Below are 24,527 nucleotides of genomic sequence, written 5' to 3' on the forward strand. Positions count from 1 at the left end.
TGGCATTTTTCGGCAGGGGCTTAAGCAATATAACCCTATTTTTTATGAGCTATATATGCCTAGTCCACACAGCCTTGGTGATTAGTCTTTAAAATTCATAGGCTAAACTCAAACGAACATCACGCCCTGCGGCGGGTATCCCATCGGAGAGAAACGGCACCACTTGCAGATCCGTAAGATTTTTTACCATCAAACGCACACTTAATCCCTTTAAGATGGCTTGAGGTTCATAGGCGAGATACACATTCTGTAGGAAATAATTCTCGCTTGGAGACTCGGCATTAAAGATATCACCGTGGGGAACATTGGTTTGCGCATCATACCAAGCACCCTGCCAAGCGATAGAAATGTCATCTGTGATATACATGCCTAAACGCAGACGAATATCGAGCGGGGCTATGTTAGCTAAATATTCATCGTCATCTTGGCTGTCTCTGAGTGACCCATTGTGCTGTCCTTGCAGCCATGAAACCGCAAGATCACTGAACACATCTTGATAGCGATATTGGGCTTCAAAATCGGCACCGTAAATATGGTAACCATCAAGATTTGTGTAACCACTTTGAATTAGCTGGGTTTTATCAGACTTAGCTCCGCGGCGCTGGGCAATATCATCACGACCTAAATTGGCAAACAGGGTGATTTGCGTCGACAAGGCATCCTCATTGGCAAGTACATGCTGGTGCTGTGTCATTAACCCTAATTTGAAGGCATGTAAGCGTTCGACATCAATATCGCGACTCGTGCCGGTAATGCTGGCTTTGGCGTATTGCACGGCATAAATCTCATCCACCACAGGGGCTTGCAAGCTATAAGCGTAATCAAAGTTTAACCGAGCGTGATTTGTCAGTTGATAATCTATGCCTAATCTGGGTGAGAACCCCGAATGATGGGTTGAGCTATAGTCATGGCCCGCAGCAATATCATTGTAATCTGGTGCAATATTTGGTCGACCTATGCTGTAGATAAAGTCATATCGCAGCGAGGGCGTCACAGTTAAGTCATTAGTAAGATGAATTGCATCGCGAATATAGGCAGCATAGGTATCTTGACGGCCTTCAGGTTGGTAGTAAGGTGTGTACCAGCCAAAGTTTTTCTCGGGATTTGTTTCATAACTTTTGTTAAACACGAGCGAAGTGCGGTCGAGACTACGGTACTGTAATCCTGTGGTGATCTCATGGTCACCAATCAAGCTCAAGTTGTTAATATCAATGTAGTCACGTTTATAGTCTAGCCAAGATTCGTGACCGAAGTTGCCTACGGAAACCGTCATTTTCTCCCACGCGATATCGGGTCTTACCCAGTGGCGTGCATTCGCCGAATGGGAAATCACCACTTGGGTATCGATCAGTGGATTACTCGGCGAATAGCGATAATTTGCCGACCAAGTGTTGTCTTCATAGGTGTTGTAGGCAGTTGTGGCATACAGCGCCTGCTCGTAGGAACCGTACTTTTTGATGTTGTAGTCCGAAATTGCAGGCATAGGGCCACGGCGATTAGCCCAAGGTTTGCGGCCCTCATCAAGATAATGGGTAACGCTCAAGGCTAATTGGTGATCGCCCTGCGCGTAATCCATCTTACCTAGGTAGTTATTTTGCTCATAACCTGAATATTCAAACTCTTCACCATTGGCTAAAGTGACATCCCCCGCATCGCGACGCGTAAGATGCAGCAAGCCAGATAGATGTGAATTCACGCGGCCATAAACTGTCCCCGTATAACCCATAGCGTCATTATTGCTGGCGTAGCTGGTTTTGACTCGCGCGCCAAGGGATTGATCATATTTAAGAAAATCATCGGCCGATTTAGTAACCACATACATGGCACCACCAAAACCGCCATTGCCCGAGCGCACATCATGGGCCCCCTTAATCACTTCCACTCGCTTGATGAGGTCAGGATCGAGGAAAAATGAGCCGTAGCGATACTGCTCAAATCCTACCGGAGCATTATCCACATAAACGTTAAAATCTTCAGTCTCGCCAAAGCCCCAAATATTAATCCTCTCACCGCCACTGCGGGTACCGCCATCGATATGCGCCCCCGCCATATCATCAATCACTTCGGCGAAGGTCGTCGCCTGCATCTCCTCGATTTGATCCATGGAAATAATCGCTTCACCGGGTTTAGCGACTGTGATAGCCCTGCGATATTGCTGCCCATGAACCTGCAGAATCTCAATCGGCTCAACCTTAGGCTCGCCCAATACCTCAGCGGCGTACAACGGCATTGAGGGCAATATACATAATCCCATGAGCGACAGATTTCTATTCGCTTTCCACTTCTCACACTTAGGCAGGCAACCCATTCAACATCATCCTATTAACAAACCAATCTAAAAATAGGGCGGCATTATAGGCACTAACAAATAAGATAAGAATAGTTCTCACTTAGCTTTACGTGTAAATAACCGACTTATTGAAAACAAGGTAGAAGCGGCACAATGCAAAAATTTAAGTGAAGATCTTGCCGAAGGATGGCAGTATTGGCACCCAACTTGGCAGTCTTAACTATCGTGTTTTAACTATCGTGAGTAAGAACGGGCGGGCGATACGGAAGGATATGTCAGCAACTCACCTTGCTCCTCAATCGGCATTAATACTGCTTGTGCTCGGTTTATCTGCATTAATAAGGTTCCCTGATAATGGCCACTCTAACAACTAAAATCCCTATTGCGACTGGTGCAACGTTCAGCGCTGCGAGCCTGCAATTTTTAAATCAACTGGCACAAAACAACTCCCGCGACTGGTTTAAAGCCCATCAAGCGGAATACGAAGAAACAGTGCGAACGCCTGCGCTGCAATTTATCGAGCAAATGCAGCCCAGTATTCTCGCCCTCTCGCCTCGGCTGACTGCAGTACCAAAAAAAGTCGGCGGCAGCTTGATGCGTCCCCAGCGAGACAGCCGTTTTAGCAAAGATAAAACGCCCTATAAAACCAATGTTGGCATTCAATTTCGCCATTTTCAGGGCAAAGACGTGCATGCCCCGGGACTGTATCTACATATTGCCGAAGATGGCTGTTTTATTGCAGCAGGGATTTGGCACCCAGAATCGAAAGCCTTAAATGCCATTCGTACTTGTATTGATGAGAATCCTAACGGCTATAAAAAGGCGCTACAAACCTTACAAAGTCATGGATTTAATATGGATGGCGATAGCTTAACTCGACCACCAAAGGGATTTGATAAAAACCACCCTATGCTGGCAGAGCTAAAACGAAAAGATTTTATCGCAGTTAAAAATATCGCCTTTGAGGAACTCTGCCGCCCAGATGCAGTCAGTTTTTGTGCCGAGCAATTTGCACACTGTACTCAACTGATGGCCTATCTGTGTTTTGCGCTGGACTTGGACTTTTAGAAATAGCTTTTAAAAATAAACTTTTAAAAAATAGATTTCTAAAAACATGGCCTAGGCAGAAAACTAGGCCAATCAAACTATGTCATTTGCAGTTATGCCGTCTGATTAGCACTCAAACTACGTAAATAGTCTTGCAATACAACAAACGCATTGTCTAACAACTCATATTCGCCCGCCTTGCCTAACACTCTAATCCCTTGTAATTGCAGCACTAAAAAAGCAGCAACTTGATGTGGTTGCACATGGGCTAATAGCTCTCCACGCGCTTGGCAAACTTGTAACACTTGGGTGAATGAGGTCTGTAATCGACAAAATAATCGCTGACATTCCTGCAGCACACTTTCATCGTTAAGGCTCTTTTCGAGCACAGCATTTTGCATAAAACAGCCGTACTTTTGCTCCCGCTGCAAAGCAACAAAGCGCGCTAAATAAGCTTCTATTTCAGCTAAGCCCGCTTTTTCATGCAGCAAAGTATCTGAAGCGCCAAAGGAGTAGTTATCGAGGTAGAAACTGAGGCACTCGCGATAAAGATTCTGCTTGTCGCCGAAACTGTTATAGAGACTAAATCGATTAATGCCTAAATGGCCGACGAGATCGGAAATCGAGGTTTCGGCAAAGCCCTTTTGCCAAAAAAGCTCCATCGCCAATATGAGTTTTTCTTGCCGATCAAAATTACAACTCCGTGCCATAGCCTGCGACCTAATCTCTTGAATACGCGTTCACGATCAGCTTCACCATTCCTCTTTACTACAGAAAGTTGAGGGGTAAATCATTCTTGACTGTTCGTTTAGATATAGCGTAAATTCTAACCTAACCGAACGTTCAGAAAAAGCCCTATGTGCCCGAATCGAGCATAAAGCACTGATAAAAACTACAGGACTTTAGATGAAACTCTACGAATTAGCTCCGACTCCCAGCGCACGCCGCGTCAGTATTTTTCTTGCGGAAAAAGGCATAGAAGTGCCAAGAGTGAACGTCGATATCCGTGGAGGGGAAAATTTAAGCGCCGAGTTTAAAGCCAAAAGTGTAAATGGTCGCATTCCACTGCTCGAACTCGATGATGGCAGCTACCTGTGTGAATCAGTTGCCATTTGCCGCTATTTAGAAGAGGTCCACCCGAGTGAGCTTTCACTGTTTGGTAATACACCTCTTGAGCGCGCCACAGTAGAAATGTGGCAACGCATCATAGAGTTACAAGGATTAATGGTCGGGTTTCAAGCCTTTCGTAATTTAAGCGGTGTCTATAAAGACAGGGAAAATTGTGTCGAGTCTTGGGGCGCAGAATCACGCCAAAGGGTCATTGACTTCCTACCAACCTTAGACCAACAATTGAACACGTCAGTCTTTGTGGCAGGCGATGCATTCAGCATTGCCGATATTTCGGCTTACGTTTTTATCAGTTTTATTAAAAATTTAGACATCGAAGTGACTGATAACTTGCCGCATCTCAAGGCTTGGTTCATCACTATGGCGCAGCGTCCTGCCATAGTATCGTTAACCCCTAAAAAATAGCGGCGCTAATGCCTGATAATGAATATTCATAGGCACTAAAGTGAGTAGCTATAAGCGTTATAACCTAAAGGAATCATCATGATAGATTTATACACAGCCGCGACCCCTAACGGTTTTAAAATTTCCATCGCACTGGAAGAAATGGGACTTGAATATCGCGTCCACAAATTAGATTTCAGCACCAATGAGCAAAAACAGCCCGAGTTTATTGCCATCAATCCCAATGGTCGCATTCCCGCCATTATCGACCGCGATAACGCGGATTTTGTGGTATTCGAATCGGGTGCGATTCTGCTGTATCTCGCCGAAAAAACAGGTAAATTCCTGCCAGCCGATCCTAAAAAACGCTCGCAGGTGATCCAATGGTTAATGTTCCAAATGAGCGGCGTCGGCCCCATGATGGGACAAGCCAACGTATTCTTTAGGTACTTCCCTGAAAAAATCCCCGCAGCCATTGACCGTTACCAAAAAGAAGGTCGACGTTTATTCGAGGTTATGAATACTCAACTAGCTACAAATCAATACCTTGCTGGTGACGAATACACGATTGCCGACATCGCAACTTGGCCTTGGGTGCGGATCCACGAGTGGAGCGGCATCAATATGGAAGGTCTGACCCATTTGCAACGTTGGTTAGATGAGTTAGCACTCAGACCCGCGTGCCAAAAAGGCATAATCACGCCGCCACCTGTGGAAATGAGTGATGAAGAACGGGCTAAGCAAATCCAAAAGATGGTGACGAAATAGTCATCTGCTAAGCGGTCATTGCGCGAATAGCCTGCAAATAACCCTTTGGTACTGAATGCACCATGAGTCTCAGTGACCCAACCACAAAAAGCCCCGCAAGTTGATACTACTTTGGGGCTTTTTTTCTGCCTGTTATCGGGCAAAACTGCTACACTCTGCGCCACTTATTTTCCCCTCTGTTACAGTTATGCCTCCTACATAAGGCGCAACCACAGAGAGCATAATTCAGGCTAAATTTATGGGTAATCCAAGCAGCTTCTCTTCCGATAAGGCATCTAACTCAAACACATCGTCAGCGTTAAATACAGAGGCGAGCACCCCAGCGCAAAAACGTGCGCTCAGTTACGCCAGTACAATTAAGCAGTTATTCGATGAAATTCAAAGCAGTAAAATGCCCGCCGACCGTATTTTGGCAAACTACTTTAGAGAACATAAAAAACACGGCTCGAAGGATCGTAAAGTCATCCGTGAATCTTTGTTTAGTCTATTTCGTTGGTGGGGGTGGTTTCAGCGAATAGGCGATCAACAAGAATCAGCGACTTATTTTGCCAGCCTAAGCGCCAGTGCGTTATTGGAAGCCCATGCCTGGCAAGATATCGCCACTGCTTGGCATGAGTTATCGCAGTCGCCTATCGATTATCAACAGGCTCAAGCACTTGCCGTTGACAGTCTCGACGACAAACTCACGCTAATGCAGCATTTATTTCCAGCGGCTAAGCTTAAATCACAGGATTTATTACCCGACTGGTTCTGGCAAGTGTGCCCTATAGATGCGGCGCAGCAAACGCAATTAATTGCTGCTATGTCCAGTCGCCCGCCGATTTGGGGACGCGCGCAAGGGATCACGAGCCAAGATGCGGCGGCGCAGCTGCAAGCGATAGGTATCGATGCTAGTTATGGTCATTACTTTAACGATGCCATTAACCTTGGCAGCAAGAGTATGAATCTTAATGAAATCGCCCTGTATAAAGACGGTAACATTGAGATCCAAGATTTGGCTTCACAGGTCATAGGGCAAATTTGCGCGCCAGAACCCGATGACCATTGGTGGGATGCCTGCAGTGGTGCTGGCGGAAAAACCCTGCAGCTGCGGTCTTTGATGTTGACCAAGGCTGCTGATAATAAAACACCCTCTACGGGCAGCATTATATCGTCAGATATTCGCTCCAATGCCCTAGAAGAACTGACTAAACGTGCCCAAAGAGCTCACTTTAACGGTATTAGCGTTGCCCGTTGGAAGAGCGTTGCCCTGCCGGTACCTGCGGATCATTTCGACGGTGTGTTAGTCGATGCCCCCTGCAGTTGTACTGGCACTTGGCGACGTAATCCTGATATGCGTTGGTTGGATGGTGTTGAAGCAGTGGCCGATAAAGCCGCGTTACAGCTCGATATTTTAAGCCGTAGTAGCCGCGCAGTTAAAGCGGGCGGCATCCTCGTTTACGCCACATGTTCCTTGTCGCCGCTCGAGAACCAAGACGTGGTGACGGCGTTTTTACAGCAACATCCAGAATTCACGCTCACGCCAATACGCCATCCTTTTACGGGTGAACAAACAGAAATGTTGACCGTATGGCCCTTTGAAGCGAATAGTGATGGTATGTTTGTCGCGCGTATGCTGCGCAGCAAGTAACACTAACTCATTATTTTGTATCAAAACTTGGCGCCTTTCATTCTGGGCGCCAGTTTCAATCATATAATATAATTTCTGATGATAATTACACTTACCCTTTAATTATCATAAGGATAATCCACACATTCCCCATTAAAATCTCAGATACGGCCATTTCAGTGGCAAGATATAGCCTTTGGACAAAACTTTTCACCATCAGTGATGAAATATTTCGCTTTAGCTTCATCTCACCTTTGGGTAAAAAGATCGGGTGCTGCGAATGGCACAGGTATTTTTGGAATTTTGACCATGTCACACTCCTATGAATTTGACGACGATGATGCGCCATGGGGCGATAACGTCAAAGGTAAGCAAAAGAATAAACGCGTGAAACAGCGCCGCAGAGATACTAAGCGACGTTACTCGGACGATAATACAGAGGTGGATTTCTACCAAAATAAATCGAAGTAACTAAATCTAAGTACCCTTGCTCTCACGGGTTTGTTTTACAAATTCGTTCAGTGCTAAACCTGCCAAATCTGAGCAAGTTGGATAATATCCAACTTGCTAATCAACCCCGTTATCCCCTCTCAAATACTTAATCATTCCAGTGTAAAATCAATGGGCTTAATTGCTTATTTGCCCTATGCTTTTTGGGCTATAACTCCCAAATCATTGGACTTACACTGAAATTTAAGGATGAACGCCATGGAAAAACAGCGCCCCGACTTTATTTATCCCCAAGGCAGTATGTTGATGCACTCGCCCTTAGTGCTAAATAAAGCCGATATGTACGGTTTTTTTCTTAAGGGGAAACAGGAAAACCTGCAACGCTCTATCGATAAAACCTTGAATCAAGTTGCTGGCAGCGAAATGTATTTTAAGGTGCTGTCTCCCTACGTACTGACAACCTTCACTCAAATTGAAAAAGCGTATTCCGCTTATCCAGAGGACAGAGCTAAGGGCTGGATCCAAGAAACGGACATCATCACTTGGGTCATGGTCGGGCGCCAAGATAGCAGCAACAGTAAACAAATCAGCCAAGTGTATTTTCAGCCACTACATATTTGGGTGAACGATGCCATGGCCTTAATTAATGGCAGAGAACTCTTTGGTTATCCTAAATATTTATGTGAATACACTATGCCAGCGGTTGGCGAGCCTCTGACGCGATTATCCCTTGAGACCAAAAGTTTTTTACATTTCTCACCCGAAACCGAACTTGCCCTGCATCCATTAATTGAAGTGAATTGCGATGCCAAACCCGAGGCACAGCTTTCAACCCTTGAAGCAATAGCTCAAACTTGGCAACTCTTTAAAGAACAAACCGATTTTATTCCAGAACTTGACCAGCTTGGCGAAGAGCAGCTATTTCATCTGTTATTTAAACCCGCTATCGATCAAGTATTTCTAAAACAGTTCCCCGACTCGTCAGGGCAAAAAGCCATTTATCAAGCCATCGTTGCCGCGCCAGCCCAAGTGAATAAAGTGCACAGTGTTGCCCTGCTAAAAAATGATTTTGTTGCGACCATTTTTGATAATGCCAGCTTCCCGTTAAAGGATACGCTCGGGGTCGAGATTGGTGAGCAACACGTTTTACTGCCTTACCATGTGAACTTCGATTTTGAAGTGCCGCCCGGCGAGGTATTAGTCGATAACTCCGAAATCAAAAAACAGAAAATAGCCATTCTCGGTGGCGGTGTCGCGGCAATGACAGCAGCCTGTTATCTAACCGATAAACCCGGCTGGCAGAATCAATATGAGATTGATGTCTATCAACTCGGCTGGCGTATCGGTGGTAAAGGGGCTAGTGGCCGCAATGCCGCTATGGGGCAACGCATCGAAGAACATGGTTTACACATCTGGTTTGGTTTCTATCAAAACGCGTTTGCCTTAATGCGCAAAGCGTATGAGGAATTGGATAGGCCAGCAAACGCGCCGCTTGCAACTTTTTTTGATGCCTTTAAACCGCATAACTTCATCGTCTTACAGGAAGACGTTGATGGCCGTTCTGTGAGTTGGCCAATCACTTTCCCAATGCTACCAGGCATCCCAGGTGATGGCACCGAAACCCTCACCTTCTGGAAAGTCGTTAAAGTCGCCTTTGCGTGGATCAAAGAATGGCTCAAAGACATGGATGACCTGCTCGATGCAGATGAAAAAGCCATGGGAACACCTAAAAACTGGCTCGATAGCAGCTGGTTTGAACGCTTAAAAGATAAGTTAGAGGATTCGGTCGAAGATGCCAAAGAATCACTCGACGCGCTCGGTGATAAGCTTGAATGCCATTTTAATCAAATGATTGGCCGCGAGTGCGATGAGCATGTACACAGTGAAAGTGACGATGGTCTTGTAGAATCAGCTGTCGATGCCCTGCATCAAAGACTCGTGAAACGTTTTAGCGGACATTTAGATAATAATGACGAACTGCGCCACTTATATATAGCCGCCGATCTGGGCCTCACGATCCTCAAGGGCATGTTTGCCGACGATGTATTTGAAAAAGGCTTTGACGCCATCAATGGCTATGATTATCGCGAATGGTTAACCAAACACGGCGCCAGCCTTAAGTACACAGTCGACAGTGCGCCAGTGCGCGGTTTTTACGACTTAGTGTTTGCCTATGAGAAAGGGAACTTCGACAAACCCAATGTCGAAGCGGGCACAATTATCCGCGCTATGCTGCGTATTGCCCTGTGCTATCAAGGTGGCGTGATGTGGAAAATGCAGGCGGGCATGGGTGATGTTGTGTTTACACCTTTTTACGAAGTGCTCAAACGCCGCGGAGTCAATTTCCACTACTTCAATCGAGTTGATAATCTCGAATGCCGTAATCAAAGTATTCAAGCGATTGAGATCACTGAGCAAGTAGCCATGGCACCGACTGTCACAAACTACGATCCTTTAGTCGATGTGAAAGGTCTCGCTTGCTGGCCGAGTACGCCCAATTATGAGCAACTTGAGCCTGAACAAGCGGCACTGCTTAAAGCCCATAATATCAATCTTGAACACTTCTGGAGCGATTGGGACAGCGTGTATGAAACTCACTTTGGCAAAGCCCTACCGAAAAAGCGTTTAGTCAAAGGCGTAGATTTCGACAAAGTGATCTTCGGTCTATCCATAGGTTCTGTGCCCCACGTGGCGAGTGAAGTTATGGCACAAAGCCCAGCCCTCAAGCTTTGCGTTGATAAGGTGCAAACTGTCGCCACTCAAGCCTATCAACTGTGGATGAACCAAGATCTGAATGGAATAGGCTGGCCTAATTACTCTGAAGATGGCGAGGAACCCGTATTATCGGGCTTCACCGAACCCTTCGATACTTGGGCATCGATGAACCAACTACTAGACAAAGAAGATTGGCGCGGCTTAGAACCTAAAAATGCCAGTTACTTTTGCTCGGCATTGCCTGTCGAGGCCTATCCACCAAGCTCGGATGTAGATTTCCAACAACGGAAAACCTTAGAAGCAAAAGCGGGTGCTATCCATCAACTCAATACCGAAATCCATAAACTTTGGCAAAATGTCGGTGATAGCTTCCCTTGGGAATGGTTACACGATGAACAAGACCGTCAAGGTGTTGCCCGCTTCGATAGCCAATATTGGCGCGCAAATGTAGACCCATCCGAGCGTTATGTCTTATCGGTTAAAGACAGCTCGCAGTATCGCATCACGACAGATGGCACAGGGATAGATAACCTGTATATGACGGGCGATTGGATAAAGACAGGCCTTAATGCGGGCTGCGTCGAAGCGGCGACGATGGCGGGAATGCACACATCAAAAGCGATATCGGGTCATCCTGCGGTGATTAAGGGCGAAAAAGACTTCTAAGCTCGTCCTTAAATCTAGCTAAGTCGCAAACTTGGACACTGCTTAGTCCAAGCAAAATGAAGCTAATAAATCTAAGATAAAAACATAAACGGCGCAGATAAATTCTGCACCGTTTATGTTTTCTAATGTTCTACTAAAACGATTATTTTAAATTTTTCAATAGCTAGCTTAAATGTAGCCTCACATCGACACCACGAGTATCTGCATACTCTTGACGACGCTTATCCATACGCGATTGATATAAGTGAGTGTCAGCAGAACGCAACCACTCATGGGGATCTGCGACCTCAGTGTTTAACGACATCCCAAAACTACACTGGCAATCTTTAAAACCATGGCTTGCTAATTCTTCACCTAAGCCACTCAAAGCACTCTGTAATAACTGGATACCAGCAGAAGGCGTCACAATCACAAACTCGTCACCACTAATCCGATAAACCTTCATGTGCGCTAAGTCTGTTGCTTGCAATAACTGCACTATCAACAGCAATAATCTATCGCCTTCTTGATGGCCGAGTGTTTCATTGACACTTTTCAGACTATCGATATTCAATAGTGCTAACGCCATTGGTTGCACGACTTTATCGGCAAATCCTAATTGTGAGTTCATATATTCGTCAAAAGCATAACGATTACCGACTCGCGTTAATCCATCTAAACGTGCCTTTTCCCATGCAATCGCTAACTCTTCAATATGCGCCTTACGTTCCTCAGCAAGTAATTTCAGCTTATTCGCTAACGCTAAGGACAGTAATAACGCATCAGCCGTACCGCCCATCAGAGTCGCAAGCTCTGCATGTTCAATGAAATCAGGAGTGAGCCCCATATTTCCGGGTAAAATAATCACCGCAGGCAACAGCAAGCAGGTAAAGGCAAGAATAAAATAACGTGCAGGAGCAAAGCCTTTCATCAAACACACATTACCGCAGGTAATCGCTAAAGCAATCCATAGCATGATCAGTACAGAGGCAATAATTGCCGTATAGGACAACAACCAAATACTGGTCGGCAGAGCCACAATACAGGCAAACATTAAATACTGACTAAGACGCCACAGCCGTGGTGAGTAACTAGGCAACTGCAGGAAGTGCTTGTAAAACATGATATTAAAAATGGGTAAACTGATGAAAAACAGATGATGCAACTCAAGGTAATGAAAATTAAATAAGTGTGCTGGCAAATGGAAAGTCAGTGCCCAGCCACCAAAATAAGCAAATACGTAAAGGCCATAGTAGAGAAAGGCTTTATCAAGAATAGAGATATAAATCAAAATATTATATAAGGCGATAAACAATAATCCGCCTAAACACAGCAGCACTGCCATTGCGAGACGGTCAGACATCAACTGATGATCCGCCACACTTTGCAATGCTATCTCAGGGGGAGAGGAGTAATAACGGCTGCTCAGCTTCACCACCAGCCAATAATCCGTGCCCATATTCAAGGTGACCTTACGGCCATAATCGAATAAAAACTGGTATGGAGCACTGTAGCCACTGTGGGCATGTTGTACGCTGCCGTCACTGCCGAGTATCCAATAATCTACGGATTCAATAATCGAATTACTTGCATCCACTACCCAGTTTGATTGACGTTGATTGACCATCACAGGTGTAATCATCCAATAATCGCCACCGGTTAAGCTGACCGAACTAGCTTCGTCGAGTTGTCCCATCCAATGGGGCACGGTTTCAAACCGATCAGGAGGCTGTTGATCCGCTTTAGCATGGAACAAATACGGGGAGTCCAACGCAATTTCAGCGCTTAATACAGAGGGACTTAATGTCCACAAAAAAAGTAAAAAACACCCAAATAGAGTTTGTTTAAGTTTGTTCATCGGCTTATTTAGTTAAAGGGCCATAGATCATTTTTACAGCTATGAAGAAAATGCTAATGCTGTCAATCTTAGTCGATAGTTGGATTTGTAGGTTAACTTTATGGCTACATTTAGTTTTTTACAATCAGTTAGGCTAAATTAGTCGGATATACCATGCCTTATGATGCTATTTTAGTCTCAAAGTCCAAACTGCGGCATGAAATTCAAGATACACCTTAATACTGACTTATTTTTGCTGGGATCCTATGCAGCCTCTATTGATGATTTTAGCCGCACAACTACTGATTGCCAGCGGTAACCTATTGGTTAAGTTGCTTGAAACCAATGCGCCTGTTTTTCAACTGGTGCTCTACAGGCAATTATTTGCCACTCTGCTTGTACTGCCTTTTGTGTGGCACTTACAAGGTAATCTTAAACTGAGTCCTTTTTACAAAGTGCATCTCGCCCGCGCGCTATTGATTGGACTGGGCAACGCCATTTTTATGCTTGCTATTCTGCATCTTCCGCTCGCAACAGTAACAGCTGTGATTTATACCTCACCCTTGTTACTGCTAGTACTATCGGCCATTTTTTTAAATGAACGTATTGGTTATCGACGCACGGTCGCAGGTCTTATCGGCTTTAGCGGCATTTTGCTTATCAGCCAACCAACAGAATTTAACCTGTACATAGGTTTAGCCTTTTTCGGTGCCATGACATCAGCGTTGAATAGTTTGATTTTAAAGGCCTATTCGACCCATGAACATCCTTTTTCCATGCTCTTTTGGTCTAATGCCTTTGCGATGATATTTCTGATACCTGCGACCTTATACGAAGGCGCCGAATTTAGTTTACCAGTGGCGCAAGTGGGGCTGACTTTGGGACTATTTTACATTGCCATGACCTATCTCATCATCCATGCCTATCGACGTGCCGATGCGAGCCAAATGGCACCAGTAGAATATACAGGATTGATTTTTGCAGCCTTGTTAGGCTGGTGGATACTCGATGAAGTACTCAGCCTAGTGATTTTAATCGGGATTGGATTGGTCATTTTCTCATCCATATTACCAAGCTACAGTGAGCTAAAGGCGAAATGGAAAAGCCGGCGAAGTTAACCTCGCCGGCTCTTTAATTCGACATCACGATCGCAATATAGCTAAATCAATAAGCCTTGTGCTTAGAAACGGAATTTACCGCCAATATACACACCATCTTCGAAAGTAAAATTGCGAGCATCATCGTATTCGAAGGCAATCTTGCGGTAACCAACATAAAGTGCCATGTTTGGCGTTATACGGTATTGCACTTTTGAGTCTAATTCATAATGACCATCAACATTGCCAAATGACAATACAGACGGCGCATAGTAAGCCGCGGCGTGCAGTGAAATATTGGGTCCCATTGATAGTGCATAACGACCACCAACAGAAACGGCACTGCCATTGGGTGAATAGTCAGACCAAAGCTGGCTTAACTGAGCACCAACCTCAAAGTGATGCACACCCGCATCATGGGTCATGTGCATTGCACCTTGAGCGATATGGCCGCCTTCATCCGCATAGATATAACCCAAAACTGCGTTAGTATCTTTGTTCAATTGCAGTTCTAACTCAGTTGAAACCACATCGTTGTTCAACCCAAGATTAAATTCTGACGCATTCACTTGCAGCGCTGCTGCACTCAATAATAAGACACTTGCTACTCTGAACTTAGCCATAAAAAAACACCTCAATAATGACTGTGGGTAATAGCCGCGGATCATACCGAATAAATAAAGAAAATCAGCCTATTTGCGTATAAAGAGGGATTATTTGCGAGGAATATACAAATGTAAAACAAGATGAAAACACATTAAGATCTAAGTCTTTTCACTTACAACACAATTAGACCGCCGGGGTACGATCGCCAACTAAAGACTGCATTATCGCTTCAGCATCGACATTAACGCTTAAAGCTAAGTAATACCAACCCACAGTATTTCCTGTGCCACGGATACTCAAATAATTACGCCAAAATTGAAAACCTGCCTTCAATAAATTAGCTTGACTCGACGTGTTCTCGGCGCGAATTGTGGCGTATAAAATCAATATCCCTAAAGCCTTAGCCACTTCGATACGTTTTTGCGTTAAACCTTGAGCTATGCCTTGACGCCGATAATAGGGCGACACCACCAGATAACCCAGTTCACCGACAGTGCCTTTATCGACAGTGCCTTTATCGACAGTGCCTTTACCGGCTTTTATCGCAGCACAACCCACTATCTCACCCTCGATAGTTTTCGCTAAGATCACCGCACGGGAATGGAAAAAGACCTGATGATCCAACGGATGAGCATTATCATCACGCCCATCAATTAATTGTGCCGCCAGCGCTAATTCTTCCGGCTTTTCACCTATAACAAACTGAATGTTATTCATATCCAGATTAAACCGTTAATGTTCCCAACATACGGTGAATGCACACCAAATTGCCGTGCATTCATCTTCCAAACTCACCCAAGAGCCCACGCTAAAGATATAACAACGTCGCCATACCTAAGAAAGTAAAGAAACCCACCACATCGGTCACAGTCGTTAAGATCACTGAACCCGATAACGCCGCGTCTTGATTAAACTTCTGCAACACCATAGGCACTATCACCCCAGCAATAGCGGCAACGGCCATATTAATCAATATCGCACAGCCAATCACTATACCTATCGTCGCTTCACCGAACCACCAGCCAGAGACTAAACCTATCACTATCGCCCACAAAAATCCGTTAACTATGCCAATGCCGAGTTCGTTTTTCATTAGCGAAAACAAGTTACCCGCCGAAATCTGTCCCATGGCCATACCGCGGATCATTAGCGTTAGAGATTGGCTCCCCGCGATGCCGCCCATAGAAGCGACAATCGGCATCAACACCGCTAATGCAACCACTTGCGATAGGACATTTTCAAATAAACCAATGGTCGCTGAGGCAAGGAAAGCCGTCAGTAAATTGATCCCAAGCCATACAGCACGGCGCTGAGCACCTTTCATAATAGGGGCGAACAAGTCGTCGGATTCATCCATACCCGCAGTTGCCATCAACTGCGCCTCATAATGCTCACGCACTAATGCCGTTGCGGTTCGTAGCGTCACGCGGCCGATTAACTCTCCGGACTCATCAATCACAGGCAATTCAATTTCGCGGCTGTGCTCTATCGCTTCGGCCGCTTCCAAAAGACTCGTATCGGCGGATAACGCACGGCAGTCCTCAGACAAAAGTGAAATCAATAACTCATCGGGATTATGTTTAAAAATATCATAACGACGAACAGTACCTTGATACTTATCCAGATCATCAACGATAAACAAATTGTCGTTACAATCGAGCTCTATACGGCGAAAGAAGCGCTGCGCTTGAGCAACTGTCGCCTTATCACTGAGCACCAACATTTGATGATCGGTATAACGGCCGATTTCATTCTCAGAGTATTGATCATAAAGTTCGAATCGTTGTCGCTGACGCTCCCCCATCTGAGCCAAGGCACGATCGGTAAAACTTTCAGGAAGATAATCACTCCACTCAATTAAATCTTCAGGGCTTAATTGCGCAAATAACAAATCCACTTCATTGTCAGGCATCCGCTTCAGGATCCCCATACGTGGATCGGCACGCATCAGGCTCAGCACAGTCACTCTGTCAGCAAATTCAACTTGCTGCCAACGCTCATAACGCTCATCCAAGGGCAAGGACTCAAGCGCTAAGGCTATGGTTCCAGGTTCTGAGTCATTCAGAATTTCACTAAACACTTCAGCCTGTTCTTCGCCTTCAACTTCAGTGAGTTGTTGAACTACTTGCCCCACATCCGCTTGCATGTTTGTTTCGTATTCTGCGTCATTTTCTATCACACAGATGCCCTTTTTTAGCCACAAAATTGCTGTAACTATATTGATAATTAAGTAAATTAGCAAACCCACAAAATAAATTGTGCGCAATTATATTGCTGAAAATTATTTTAAGGTTTATGCTGTTTGGCTAAGATCCTACGGAGGTGAACATGACTACGAATATATACAGCCAATCAGCAACAGACATTCAAGGCAACGCGGTAAGCTTAGAGCAGTATCGGGGCAAAGTACTCTTAATCGTCAACACCGCCAGTGAATGTGGATTTACACCGCAATACAAAGGATTAGAAGCGCTATATCAAAAATACAAAGATCAAGGATTAGTGATTTTAGGCTTTCCTTGCAATCAATTTGGCGCCCAAGAAAAAGCCGATGAACAAGGCATTCAAGCCTTTTGTGAATTGAATTTTGGCGTGACGTTTCCGCTATTTTCTAAAATAGAAGTGAATGGCGAACATACGCATCCACTTTATCAATACCTTAAGAAAGCCGCTCCCGGCGTATTAGGCACTCAAGGTATTAAATGGAATTTCACTAAATTTTTAGTTAATCGCCAAGGCGAAGCAATCGAAAGATTTGCATCAACGACCAAACCCGAAGCATTAGAAAGTAAAATTGCTGCTTTGCTAAAATAATTTAATCACTATCTATTTGAAATCTTGCAATTTATAAAAATTTAGATTTATTTTAATTTTTTATGGAACTTTAACCGTACAAGGCCCCTCAAATGTATTGACAGTGAATGTCTTTTTCATGTTCATCATCTCCCTGGGGCTTCTAGCGCAGTCCCCTTGACCTAGGAATAGGTCATTAGGCAACCATTAGGTTGCCTTTTTTTATCCCTTTATTTTATATGTAAAATAAATGTAACAACTAAGTGTGGGCACTCAATATCTCTCAAAAACTTTTTTTGTCTTTTTTCTGATATCGGTGAACTTAATTAAAAATGGCGACTCTGAGTATAGGTAAGGATTAACAGATAAGATTAAATGCACCTTGAGAATGAAATATGTGAAGTCGCAGTTTCATGCACTCAAATGACACAGTTTCTGTTTTATCGCATTGAGTCGAATTGGTTGGTCGTTCATCATCATCTCCCTTTTGGGACGCAATAGAAAACACGCTAGCGCACTGAATTCTATTTGTATCCCGCACTGATTTCCTTGTGGCAACCTTAGGTTGCCATTTTTTTTACTCAAATTTCAACAAGCGCTAACGCTAGCTTATAGATTAATAAACTGACACGCGTTTAATTTTTTATCACCATGATTTTAATGTAGAAAAAATGTAACACTTAAGTGTGAGTACTCAGTATTCCCCAGAAAAATGTCCCATAAAATCTTTTTTAAACTTTTTTGGGATTTTTTTCTGATATCAGTGAACTTAATTAAAAATGGTGACTCTGAGTATAGGTAAGGATTAACAGATAAGATTAAATGCACCTTGAGAATGAAATATGTGAAGTCGCAGTTTCATACCCTCAAATGACACAGTTTCTGTTTTATCGCATTGAGTCGAATTGGTTGGTCGTTCATCATCATCTCCCTTTTGGGACACAATAGAAAACACGCTAGCGCATTGAATTCTATTTGTATCCCACACTGATTTCTTTGTGGCAACCAATAGGTTGCCATTTTTTTTACCTAAATTTCTATAAGCTGAGTGATTTGTCCAATTGAACTTGAATCGAAGGATGATAGCCTGCACGAGCCTTTGTATAGATGTCTTTTAATTCAGAGTGATATCCCGCAATTTGTAACTCAGCATAGAGTGGCCGCACAAATTTACCGCGTCCAATACGCACTAAATAGGCACTTAATGCCGGCAACACAGGATCATAATGATTACGAATCGCGACTCGAAACCAATCACAGGCAATTTCTGCATTAGTCGATTGGGTTAATTGGAAGGTTTCATCCAGATCCATCAATTGAACTTGACTAACGACTTCAGGTAATTGGGTCAGAAAATATTGCCAATGGTGCACTCGCCAATCTTTAACGCTTAATCGGCCCGCTGCTGTTCCCTGTAAAAAACACGCCAGCGCATCATCGACTTTATCTAAACTCATGGATGTTGGTCCGCAATAGCCCTCAGGTAAGCCTTCACCATAAATCCACGTTAATAGTTCAGCTTCAGTGATTTTATCTGCATGTAATTGCAGTAAAGTTTGTTTTGCGTACTCGACAAACACTACGGTGGTAATGGCTTTAAACGCAAAATGATTCACATAAGTGAGTAAAAATTTATCAAATTCTACTCGCCCTAGCCTACGCTCTAAATCATGGACAAACATCGAAGCCTTATCATAAGTAAAACGATTAAAGGCAAGATTAGGATCGTCCTGCTGCACATTAGCGGGTAAAGTTTGCTTATCCTTAGGCAAAGATGCTATTTCTTCTTTTAAGCGACCAAACTCTATTACCCATTCTAATTCTGCCTGTTCTTTGCCGTAGACAGCCTCGACAATACGGTTAGTAAAATAGGTCGTGAAACCTTCGTTTAACCAGAGATCACGCCAAGTCGCATTACTGACCAAATTGCCCGTCCAAGAATGCGCTAACTCATGGGCAACGGTTGACACTAAGCTTTTATCACCAGCAATGAGTGTGGGCGTTAAAAAGGCTAAACGCGGATTTTCCATTCCACCGAATGGAAAACTCGGCGGCAAGATAATCATGTCATAGCGGCCCCATACGTAAGGACCTAACAATGACTCAGCAACATCGAGCATATTTTCAGTATCTTCAAACTCTTTTGCGGCGGCCACTAACATGCTAGGCTCGGTATACACGCCGCATCTTGGACCTATCGCTTGAAAGGCAATATCACCCACAGCCAACGCCATTAAATGGGTCGGAATAGGCTGTTCCATCTCAAAGTGAAACACACCATTAAGTGGCGTATCGGGATGATTCATCGCGCTCATAACGGCGCGCATGCCTTTGGGCACTTGCACCTTAGCATCAAAAGTGATCCGCGCCTTAGGCGTATCTTGTAATGGGATCCAACTGCGGGCATTGATCGGTTGCGATTGACTAAAGAGGTAAGGTAACTGTTTACCCGCGGTTTGCTCAGGCGCTAGCCACTGTAATCCTTGGGCGGACGGCGAGGTTTGATAGTGAATACAAACCTGCTTGCAAGGAGATTCTGGTAAAGTGATACACAATTTTTGCCCGAGTATGGGGTCAGCTTCATTAAGCACAAAGTCGAGCGGTTCTTCATCCATTTCTGTTAATACATTCACCCCCTCTGTAGCATTAAAGCAAGTCACAGCAAGTATGGTTAGATCTCGACTATCAAGCCAAAGCTCTGTTACATCACACTCAATAAAATCCAAGGACAGCGTCGCTTTAGCGAAAAGACGCTGCGCGTCAAAATCCACCATGACATCCAAAGAGACATGGGTCACTTGCACTTGTTCGGTATTCGCAAAAGAATGGTAATCTCGGGTTAAATCCCAAGGGGCTACATCAGCTAATGTACTCTTAGTTGGTTGCAACACTGTCGCCTCGATATTCAAGTTTTGAGCGGTATGTTCTAAATAGTGGGTTATGAGTTACCTTGCTGTGGTGACGGGCTTGATAACTTATCACTAATCATTGGGAGGTATTATCGACTGCAAATTTACTCAGAGGCAAATCGTAACTGAGCTCTAGAGCTCCTTAGGAACAAGTTTTTTGTAACAGTTCATCTTTGGGTGTAGGTACCGAGTTTGCAATAAGCTATCTCTAGCTTGCTGGATTTATCGGTAGTCACAGTAGAAGCAGCTAAAATTGAGACGTGCAAACTTGGCAAAAATCGAGTCAGCCTCTTTTTATAAAAACAAAATGCAAAATTATTTAAAATATTTCGCACTTCCCCTGAACTAATTTGATGATGCTGAGTCAGATATTATGAACCGAATCTTTGTAATGAGTTTCTTCGTTCATCATCATTCTCCTTTAGATGGTTTCTAGCGCGACCGTCCCAAGATTCCGAATTGGAATTTACAGCAACCTACTTAGGTTGCTTTTTTTATGTCTTTAATTTGTTCTAAATTCGACATCATCACACATTTAAAACCACAAAAACAAAAAGGACCTCCTGAGAGGTCCTTGATTAACAAGCCGTTTGACTTACAAGCGAATACCTACTTGCTCTAAATCTTTAGCAACTACGCTATTAGGCACAGGTACATAACCGTCTTTTTCTACCACTTGCTGACCTTGCTTAGACAACACATAACGCAGGAATTCTTTTTCCATTGGTGCTAAGTCTTTGTTTGGTTGCTTGTTCACATAAACGTATAAGTAACGTGATAGTGGGTAAGTACCATTAGCCGCGTTTTCAGCTGTAGCTTCGATAAACTCATTGCCTTTCTTAGCGATGGCAACAGCTTTAACACCTGCAGTTTTGTAACCGATACCTGAGTAGCCAATCGCATTCAGAGATTGAGAAACAGATTGCACAACAGAAGCTGAACCAGGTTGCTCGTTTACGTTAGCTTTAAAGTCACCTTTACAAAGCGCGTGCTCTTTAAAGTAACCGTAAGTGCCCGATACTGAGTTGCGACCGTAAAGTTGAACGTCTTTGGCAGACCAGTTACCGTCTAAGCCTAAATCGCCCCAACGTTGGATGTCACTGCTACCACATTTGTGAGTTGAAGAAAAAATGCCATCAACTTGCTCAACGCTTAAGCCTTTGATTGGGTTATCTTTGTGCACGAATACGGCTAAAGCATCGATAGCAACACGAATCGCAGTTGGCTTATAACCAAAATGCTTTTCGAACGCTTCAACTTCATTAGGCTTCATCTTACGGCTCATAGGACCGAACTGTGAAGTGCCTTCAGTCAACGCTGGTGGCGCAGTAGAAGAACCCGCCGCTTGGATCTGAATGTTGACGTTAGGGTACATTTGTTTAAATTCTTCTGCCCAAAGTGTCATCATGTTGGCTAAGGTATCTGATCCTACAGATGATAAGTTGCCAGATACACCGCTCGCTTTTTCATAAGTAGGCAGAGATGGATCAATCGATGCCATCGCAGTGGCAGAGAATACACCAGCGGCTGTTAGAGTAATCGCGCCGACAAGCTTTTTCAGTTTCATTATGTGCTCCAGTAGTAAGCTAACTAATTTGTAACTTAAGTTTCTTCAGACGCAGCCAGTATCAATCGCTACAATGACAATTCTATGTCCGTGATATGACACTTAAATGACAATGCACTATTTATCGCTTTTTTCTGTCATTAATACCAATCACATTAAATATCTAATCAGTTCAGAGCCTCACAGGCATTTCAATCCAAGGCGCATTGACGCAGAAATGGTCATTCATACAACACCGGAGTGGGATGCCTGTGTGGCTCCCAAAGGGCGGGTTTCAATGCGCTTTATACTGCGTTTAAGGCTTTCGACAGAGCACCACTATGCCTTCAAGCCTTCGCCTTGTCTAAAGCGCGTTGAATTCCCGCTGAATGAACAGATATTTAATACTATTGGTATAATAAAGACTCAATAAATCTAGAAATAAAAACAGGCCCTAATGGCCTGTTTTTATTATTTATTGTAAATATCTCACTCACACATACTATTTCTTACGTTCGATAAGATGCAAAGGGATAATAAAGCTAAAAGTACTGCCTTTACCGACTTCACTGCTGATTTTAAGCTTACTGTGATGGTGGTTAAGCGCATGTTTTACTATCGCTAAACCTAAACCACTACCACCAGTTTGCCTTGAGCGCGCACTGTCTACCCGATAAAAGCGTTCCGTTAATCGACCAATATGTTGAGCCGCAATACCTTCACCCGTATCCGTTACGCTAAAGATGGCACCCGTAGCCACACTGCACCACTGCACTGTAATTTTCCCGCCAGGTTCTGTGTAACGAATCGCATTAGAAATCAAGTTAGAACAGGCACTTCTCAGCTGCAATTCATTGCCGTGAGAATCAAGTCCAGGCTCACAATAGAAACTCAACTCATACTTATCTTGTGCCAGCGCCTTAGCTTCCTCCTTGAGCACCTCCATCAACTGCATCATATTCACAGTGTTTTCGAGGTTAATATCCGCCGCATCTTCAATTCGCGATAACATCAATAGCTGTTCGACCATAGATTGCATTCGTCGCGTCTGCTGCTGCATCAATGCTAACGGCTTGACGTTCATCGAATCAGGCTCAGCCATGCTTTGCATCATTTCGAGGTAACCCTGTAACACAGTGAGCGGCGTTTTTAATTCATGCGACACATTGGCGACAAACTCTTTTCGCATTCCCTCAAGCTGACGTATACGAGTGATATCCCGCGCAATTAACAGTAGCTGCCTGTCACCGTAAGCCATGATACGGATTTCAAGCAAACGCCTATCCGATACCGGCGAAGGTAACTCCAGCGGCTCTTTGTATTGTGCGGATTTAATGTAAGCAGAAAAATCAGGATGACGGATTAAATTATCGATTCGTTGACCATTATCCTGTGGCCACACAAAACCGAGAATGAGTTGCGCTAACTTGTTGCACCATAAAATATTATGCTCTGAATCAAGCACGACAGCGGCATCGGGTAACGCCTCAGCACCTTGACGAAATCGTGCCAGCAATGCGGCCAGTTGACCGACACGTCGACGATTCTTCCCTTGAAGGCGATAAATACCGTTAAATACACCTTCCCAGCTCCCACTGCCCTGCGGCGGCGTGAGTTTCCTATCCCGCCATAACCAAAAGTTAAGCCGTGATAATTGTCGATAATGCCAGCAAACTAACCCTAGCGTGCCGATAAAAAGTATCCAGAGAAGTTTCCCTACCAATAAACCTATTAGCGCGCAAAGCAGTAGATATAAACCTAAGCGCGTAAACAACCGATACCCTGAATAAGAGTCAGACATAAATAAACCCAAACATCAGGCTAAATAAGAGGAGCACAAGATAGCGTAAAAGCTAACTTGTGCCTAACAGTTATTCAGCACTAAATGCGTGTAGAGAAACGATAACCAGCGCCACGAACCGTTTGGATCAAGCGATCATGACCAGACTCTTCAACGGCTTTACGAAGGCGTCTGATATGCACGTCAACGGTTCTGTCTTCAACATACACATTGGTGCCCCACACATTATCGAGCAGCTGTTCACGGCTGTAAACACGCTCAGGATGGGTCATGAAAAAGTGTAATAAACGAAATTCGGTTGGGCCCATATCTAATACAGTTTCACCCACACTCACCCTGTGACTCACAGGATCGAGCATTAAGCCCTGTACATCAATGGTTTCTTCTAAACGAGTCGGTGCACTGCGACGCAATACGGCTTTAATACGTGCGACCAGCTCTTTAGGGGAAAAAGGTTTAGTGATGTAATCATCGGCGCCAACTTCGAGGCCTTTGACTTTATCTTCCTCTTCACCGCGGGCGGTTAACATAATGATCGGAATTTGGCGCGTAAACTCATCTTGCTTTAAGCGTTTCGCCAATTGAATACCACTTCCGCCAGGAAACATCCAATCCAATAAAATCAGATCGGGGTAAGGCTCCTTTAGCAGCGCAATGGCCGAATCAAAATCTTCCGCCGCAGAGGTTGTAAACCCATGCTGTTCCATTACAAAAGTCAGCATCTCGCGGATGGCCAACTCGTCTTCTACTATCAATATCCTTGCAGTCATAAGTGATTTTCTGTCAGTGAATGTCAACACGGCTATTATTAGTCATTTTTATTACAGATTTATGAATAAGCACGCCGCTTGAGCCATATAGTAGTAATATTTGTCATAATAAGTTTATATAACTGTTTGTTT

Annotated in this window: 18 protein-coding genes; 8 read left to right on the plus strand and 10 right to left on the minus strand. The window is 44.2% G+C overall.

Annotated features, from left to right (window positions below; genetic code table 11):
- Window positions 1-88 precede the first annotated feature (88 nt).
- Window positions 89-2,308 (minus strand): TonB-dependent receptor domain-containing protein, encoded by a 2,220-nt coding sequence (locus ACHA99_RS04020; RefSeq protein WP_219234245.1) that lies wholly within the window; start codon window positions 2,306-2,308, stop codon window positions 89-91.
- Between the two features lie 336 nt (window positions 2,309-2,644).
- Here ACHA99_RS04020 and ACHA99_RS04025 point away from each other — a divergent pair, with 336 nt between their 5' ends.
- The gene (locus ACHA99_RS04025) at window positions 2,645-3,358 is read left to right on the plus strand and encodes a DUF2461 domain-containing protein (protein WP_393941183.1); all 714 of its coding nucleotides are present in this window, start codon (window positions 2,645-2,647) and stop codon (window positions 3,356-3,358) included.
- A 92-nt stretch (window positions 3,359-3,450) separates the two neighbouring features.
- On the opposite strand, the gene ACHA99_RS04030 is transcribed toward ACHA99_RS04025, so the two are convergent.
- Window positions 3,451-4,047: a TetR/AcrR family transcriptional regulator gene (locus ACHA99_RS04030; RefSeq protein ID WP_131525344.1), complete on the minus strand. Its 597-nt coding sequence runs from the start codon at window positions 4,045-4,047 to the stop codon at window positions 3,451-3,453.
- 196 nt (window positions 4,048-4,243) lie between these two features.
- Here ACHA99_RS04030 and ACHA99_RS04035 point away from each other — a divergent pair, with 196 nt between their 5' ends.
- From ACHA99_RS04035 to ACHA99_RS04055, 5 genes are all read left to right on the plus strand, one after another.
- Window positions 4,244-4,870 (plus strand): glutathione S-transferase N-terminal domain-containing protein, encoded by a 627-nt coding sequence (locus ACHA99_RS04035; protein WP_131525345.1) that lies wholly within the window; start codon window positions 4,244-4,246, stop codon window positions 4,868-4,870.
- A 78-nt stretch (window positions 4,871-4,948) separates the two neighbouring features.
- The gene (locus tag ACHA99_RS04040) at window positions 4,949-5,617 is read left to right on the plus strand and encodes a glutathione S-transferase family protein (RefSeq protein ID WP_113941046.1); all 669 of its coding nucleotides are present in this window, start codon (window positions 4,949-4,951) and stop codon (window positions 5,615-5,617) included.
- A gap of 238 nt (window positions 5,618-5,855) precedes the next feature.
- Complete coding sequence (locus tag ACHA99_RS04045) at window positions 5,856-7,247, plus strand: RsmB/NOP family class I SAM-dependent RNA methyltransferase (protein ID WP_393941186.1); 1,392 nt, start codon at window positions 5,856-5,858, stop codon at window positions 7,245-7,247.
- Window positions 7,248-7,535: 288 nt separating this feature from the next.
- Complete coding sequence (locus ACHA99_RS04050; protein WP_006080915.1) at window positions 7,536-7,697, plus strand: hypothetical protein; 162 nt, start codon at window positions 7,536-7,538, stop codon at window positions 7,695-7,697.
- 237 nt (window positions 7,698-7,934) lie between these two features.
- Window positions 7,935-11,057 carry an NAD(P)-binding protein gene (locus tag ACHA99_RS04055; protein ID WP_393941188.1) on the plus strand — a complete coding sequence of 1,041 codons (3,123 nt, stop codon included), beginning with the start codon at window positions 7,935-7,937 and terminating at the stop codon, window positions 11,055-11,057.
- Window positions 11,058-11,220: 163 nt separating this feature from the next.
- On the opposite strand, the gene ACHA99_RS04060 is transcribed toward ACHA99_RS04055, so the two are convergent.
- On the minus strand, window positions 11,221-12,894 hold the full coding sequence (locus tag ACHA99_RS04060) for a diguanylate cyclase (protein ID WP_263140323.1): 1,674 nt from the start codon (window positions 12,892-12,894) through the stop codon (window positions 11,221-11,223).
- Window positions 12,895-13,139: 245 nt separating this feature from the next.
- On the opposite strand from ACHA99_RS04060, the gene ACHA99_RS04065 reads away from it, so the two are divergent.
- Entirely contained in the window at window positions 13,140-13,991 is an 852-nt protein-coding gene (locus ACHA99_RS04065; protein WP_393941191.1) for a DMT family transporter, read from the plus strand.
- 62 nt (window positions 13,992-14,053) lie between these two features.
- On the opposite strand, the gene ACHA99_RS04070 is transcribed toward ACHA99_RS04065, so the two are convergent.
- From ACHA99_RS04070 to ACHA99_RS04080, 3 genes are all read right to left on the minus strand, one after another.
- On the minus strand, window positions 14,054-14,593 hold the full coding sequence (locus ACHA99_RS04070; protein WP_028760670.1) for a YfaZ family outer membrane protein: 540 nt from the start codon (window positions 14,591-14,593) through the stop codon (window positions 14,054-14,056).
- 166 nt (window positions 14,594-14,759) lie between these two features.
- Window positions 14,760-15,293 (minus strand): GNAT family N-acetyltransferase, encoded by a 534-nt coding sequence (locus tag ACHA99_RS04075; RefSeq protein ID WP_393941193.1) that lies wholly within the window; start codon window positions 15,291-15,293, stop codon window positions 14,760-14,762.
- Between the two features lie 91 nt (window positions 15,294-15,384).
- The gene (locus ACHA99_RS04080; RefSeq protein ID WP_028760672.1) at window positions 15,385-16,755 is read right to left on the minus strand and encodes a magnesium transporter; all 1,371 of its coding nucleotides are present in this window, start codon (window positions 16,753-16,755) and stop codon (window positions 15,385-15,387) included.
- 149 nt (window positions 16,756-16,904) lie between these two features.
- On the opposite strand from ACHA99_RS04080, the gene ACHA99_RS04085 reads away from it, so the two are divergent.
- The gene (locus ACHA99_RS04085) at window positions 16,905-17,390 is read left to right on the plus strand and encodes a glutathione peroxidase (RefSeq protein ID WP_106651117.1); all 486 of its coding nucleotides are present in this window, start codon (window positions 16,905-16,907) and stop codon (window positions 17,388-17,390) included.
- Between the two features lie 1,016 nt (window positions 17,391-18,406).
- On the opposite strand, the gene ACHA99_RS04090 is transcribed toward ACHA99_RS04085, so the two are convergent.
- From ACHA99_RS04090 to phoB, 4 genes are all read right to left on the minus strand, one after another.
- Entirely contained in the window at window positions 18,407-20,260 is a 1,854-nt protein-coding gene (locus ACHA99_RS04090; protein WP_393941196.1) for a M1 family metallopeptidase, read from the minus strand.
- A 613-nt stretch (window positions 20,261-20,873) separates the two neighbouring features.
- Complete coding sequence (locus ACHA99_RS04095; RefSeq protein ID WP_113941039.1) at window positions 20,874-21,845, minus strand: PstS family phosphate ABC transporter substrate-binding protein; 972 nt, start codon at window positions 21,843-21,845, stop codon at window positions 20,874-20,876.
- 481 nt (window positions 21,846-22,326) lie between these two features.
- Window positions 22,327-23,625, minus strand: coding sequence for a phosphate regulon sensor histidine kinase PhoR (phoR, locus tag ACHA99_RS04100; RefSeq protein WP_393941199.1), 1,299 nt, complete (start codon window positions 23,623-23,625; stop codon window positions 22,327-22,329).
- A gap of 80 nt (window positions 23,626-23,705) precedes the next feature.
- Complete coding sequence (gene phoB, locus ACHA99_RS04105) at window positions 23,706-24,395, minus strand: phosphate regulon transcriptional regulator PhoB (RefSeq protein WP_006085167.1); 690 nt, start codon at window positions 24,393-24,395, stop codon at window positions 23,706-23,708.
- Window positions 24,396-24,527 lie beyond the last annotated feature (132 nt).

Source organism: Shewanella sp. S23-S33, assembly GCF_043359565.1.
GTDB classification, from domain to species: Bacteria; Pseudomonadota; Gammaproteobacteria; order Enterobacterales; family Shewanellaceae; genus Shewanella; species Shewanella oncorhynchi.

Coding starts and splice junctions, on each gene's coding strand:
- ACHA99_RS04020 (WP_219234245.1), bottom strand. CDS start 2,308: ATGGGTTGCCTGCCTAAGTGTGAGAAGTGGAAAGCGAATAGAAATCTG.
- ACHA99_RS04025 (WP_393941183.1), top strand. CDS start 2,645: ATGGCCACTCTAACAACTAAAATCCCTATTGCGACTGGTGCAACGTTC.
- ACHA99_RS04030 (WP_131525344.1), bottom strand. CDS start 4,047: ATGGCACGGAGTTGTAATTTTGATCGGCAAGAAAAACTCATATTGGCG.
- ACHA99_RS04035 (WP_131525345.1), top strand. CDS start 4,244: ATGAAACTCTACGAATTAGCTCCGACTCCCAGCGCACGCCGCGTCAGT.
- ACHA99_RS04040 (WP_113941046.1), top strand. CDS start 4,949: ATGATAGATTTATACACAGCCGCGACCCCTAACGGTTTTAAAATTTCC.
- ACHA99_RS04045 (WP_393941186.1), top strand. CDS start 5,856: ATGGGTAATCCAAGCAGCTTCTCTTCCGATAAGGCATCTAACTCAAAC.
- ACHA99_RS04050 (WP_006080915.1), top strand. CDS start 7,536: ATGTCACACTCCTATGAATTTGACGACGATGATGCGCCATGGGGCGAT.
- ACHA99_RS04055 (WP_393941188.1), top strand. CDS start 7,935: ATGGAAAAACAGCGCCCCGACTTTATTTATCCCCAAGGCAGTATGTTG.
- ACHA99_RS04060 (WP_263140323.1), bottom strand. CDS start 12,894: ATGAACAAACTTAAACAAACTCTATTTGGGTGTTTTTTACTTTTTTTG.
- ACHA99_RS04065 (WP_393941191.1), top strand. CDS start 13,140: ATGCAGCCTCTATTGATGATTTTAGCCGCACAACTACTGATTGCCAGC.
- ACHA99_RS04070 (WP_028760670.1), bottom strand. CDS start 14,593: ATGGCTAAGTTCAGAGTAGCAAGTGTCTTATTATTGAGTGCAGCAGCG.
- ACHA99_RS04075 (WP_393941193.1), bottom strand. CDS start 15,293: ATGAATAACATTCAGTTTGTTATAGGTGAAAAGCCGGAAGAATTAGCG.
- ACHA99_RS04085 (WP_106651117.1), top strand. CDS start 16,905: ATGACTACGAATATATACAGCCAATCAGCAACAGACATTCAAGGCAAC.
- ACHA99_RS04095 (WP_113941039.1), bottom strand. CDS start 21,845: ATGAAACTGAAAAAGCTTGTCGGCGCGATTACTCTAACAGCCGCTGGT.
- phoR (WP_393941199.1), bottom strand. CDS start 23,625: ATGTCTGACTCTTATTCAGGGTATCGGTTGTTTACGCGCTTAGGTTTA.
- phoB (WP_006085167.1), bottom strand. CDS start 24,395: ATGACTGCAAGGATATTGATAGTAGAAGACGAGTTGGCCATCCGCGAG.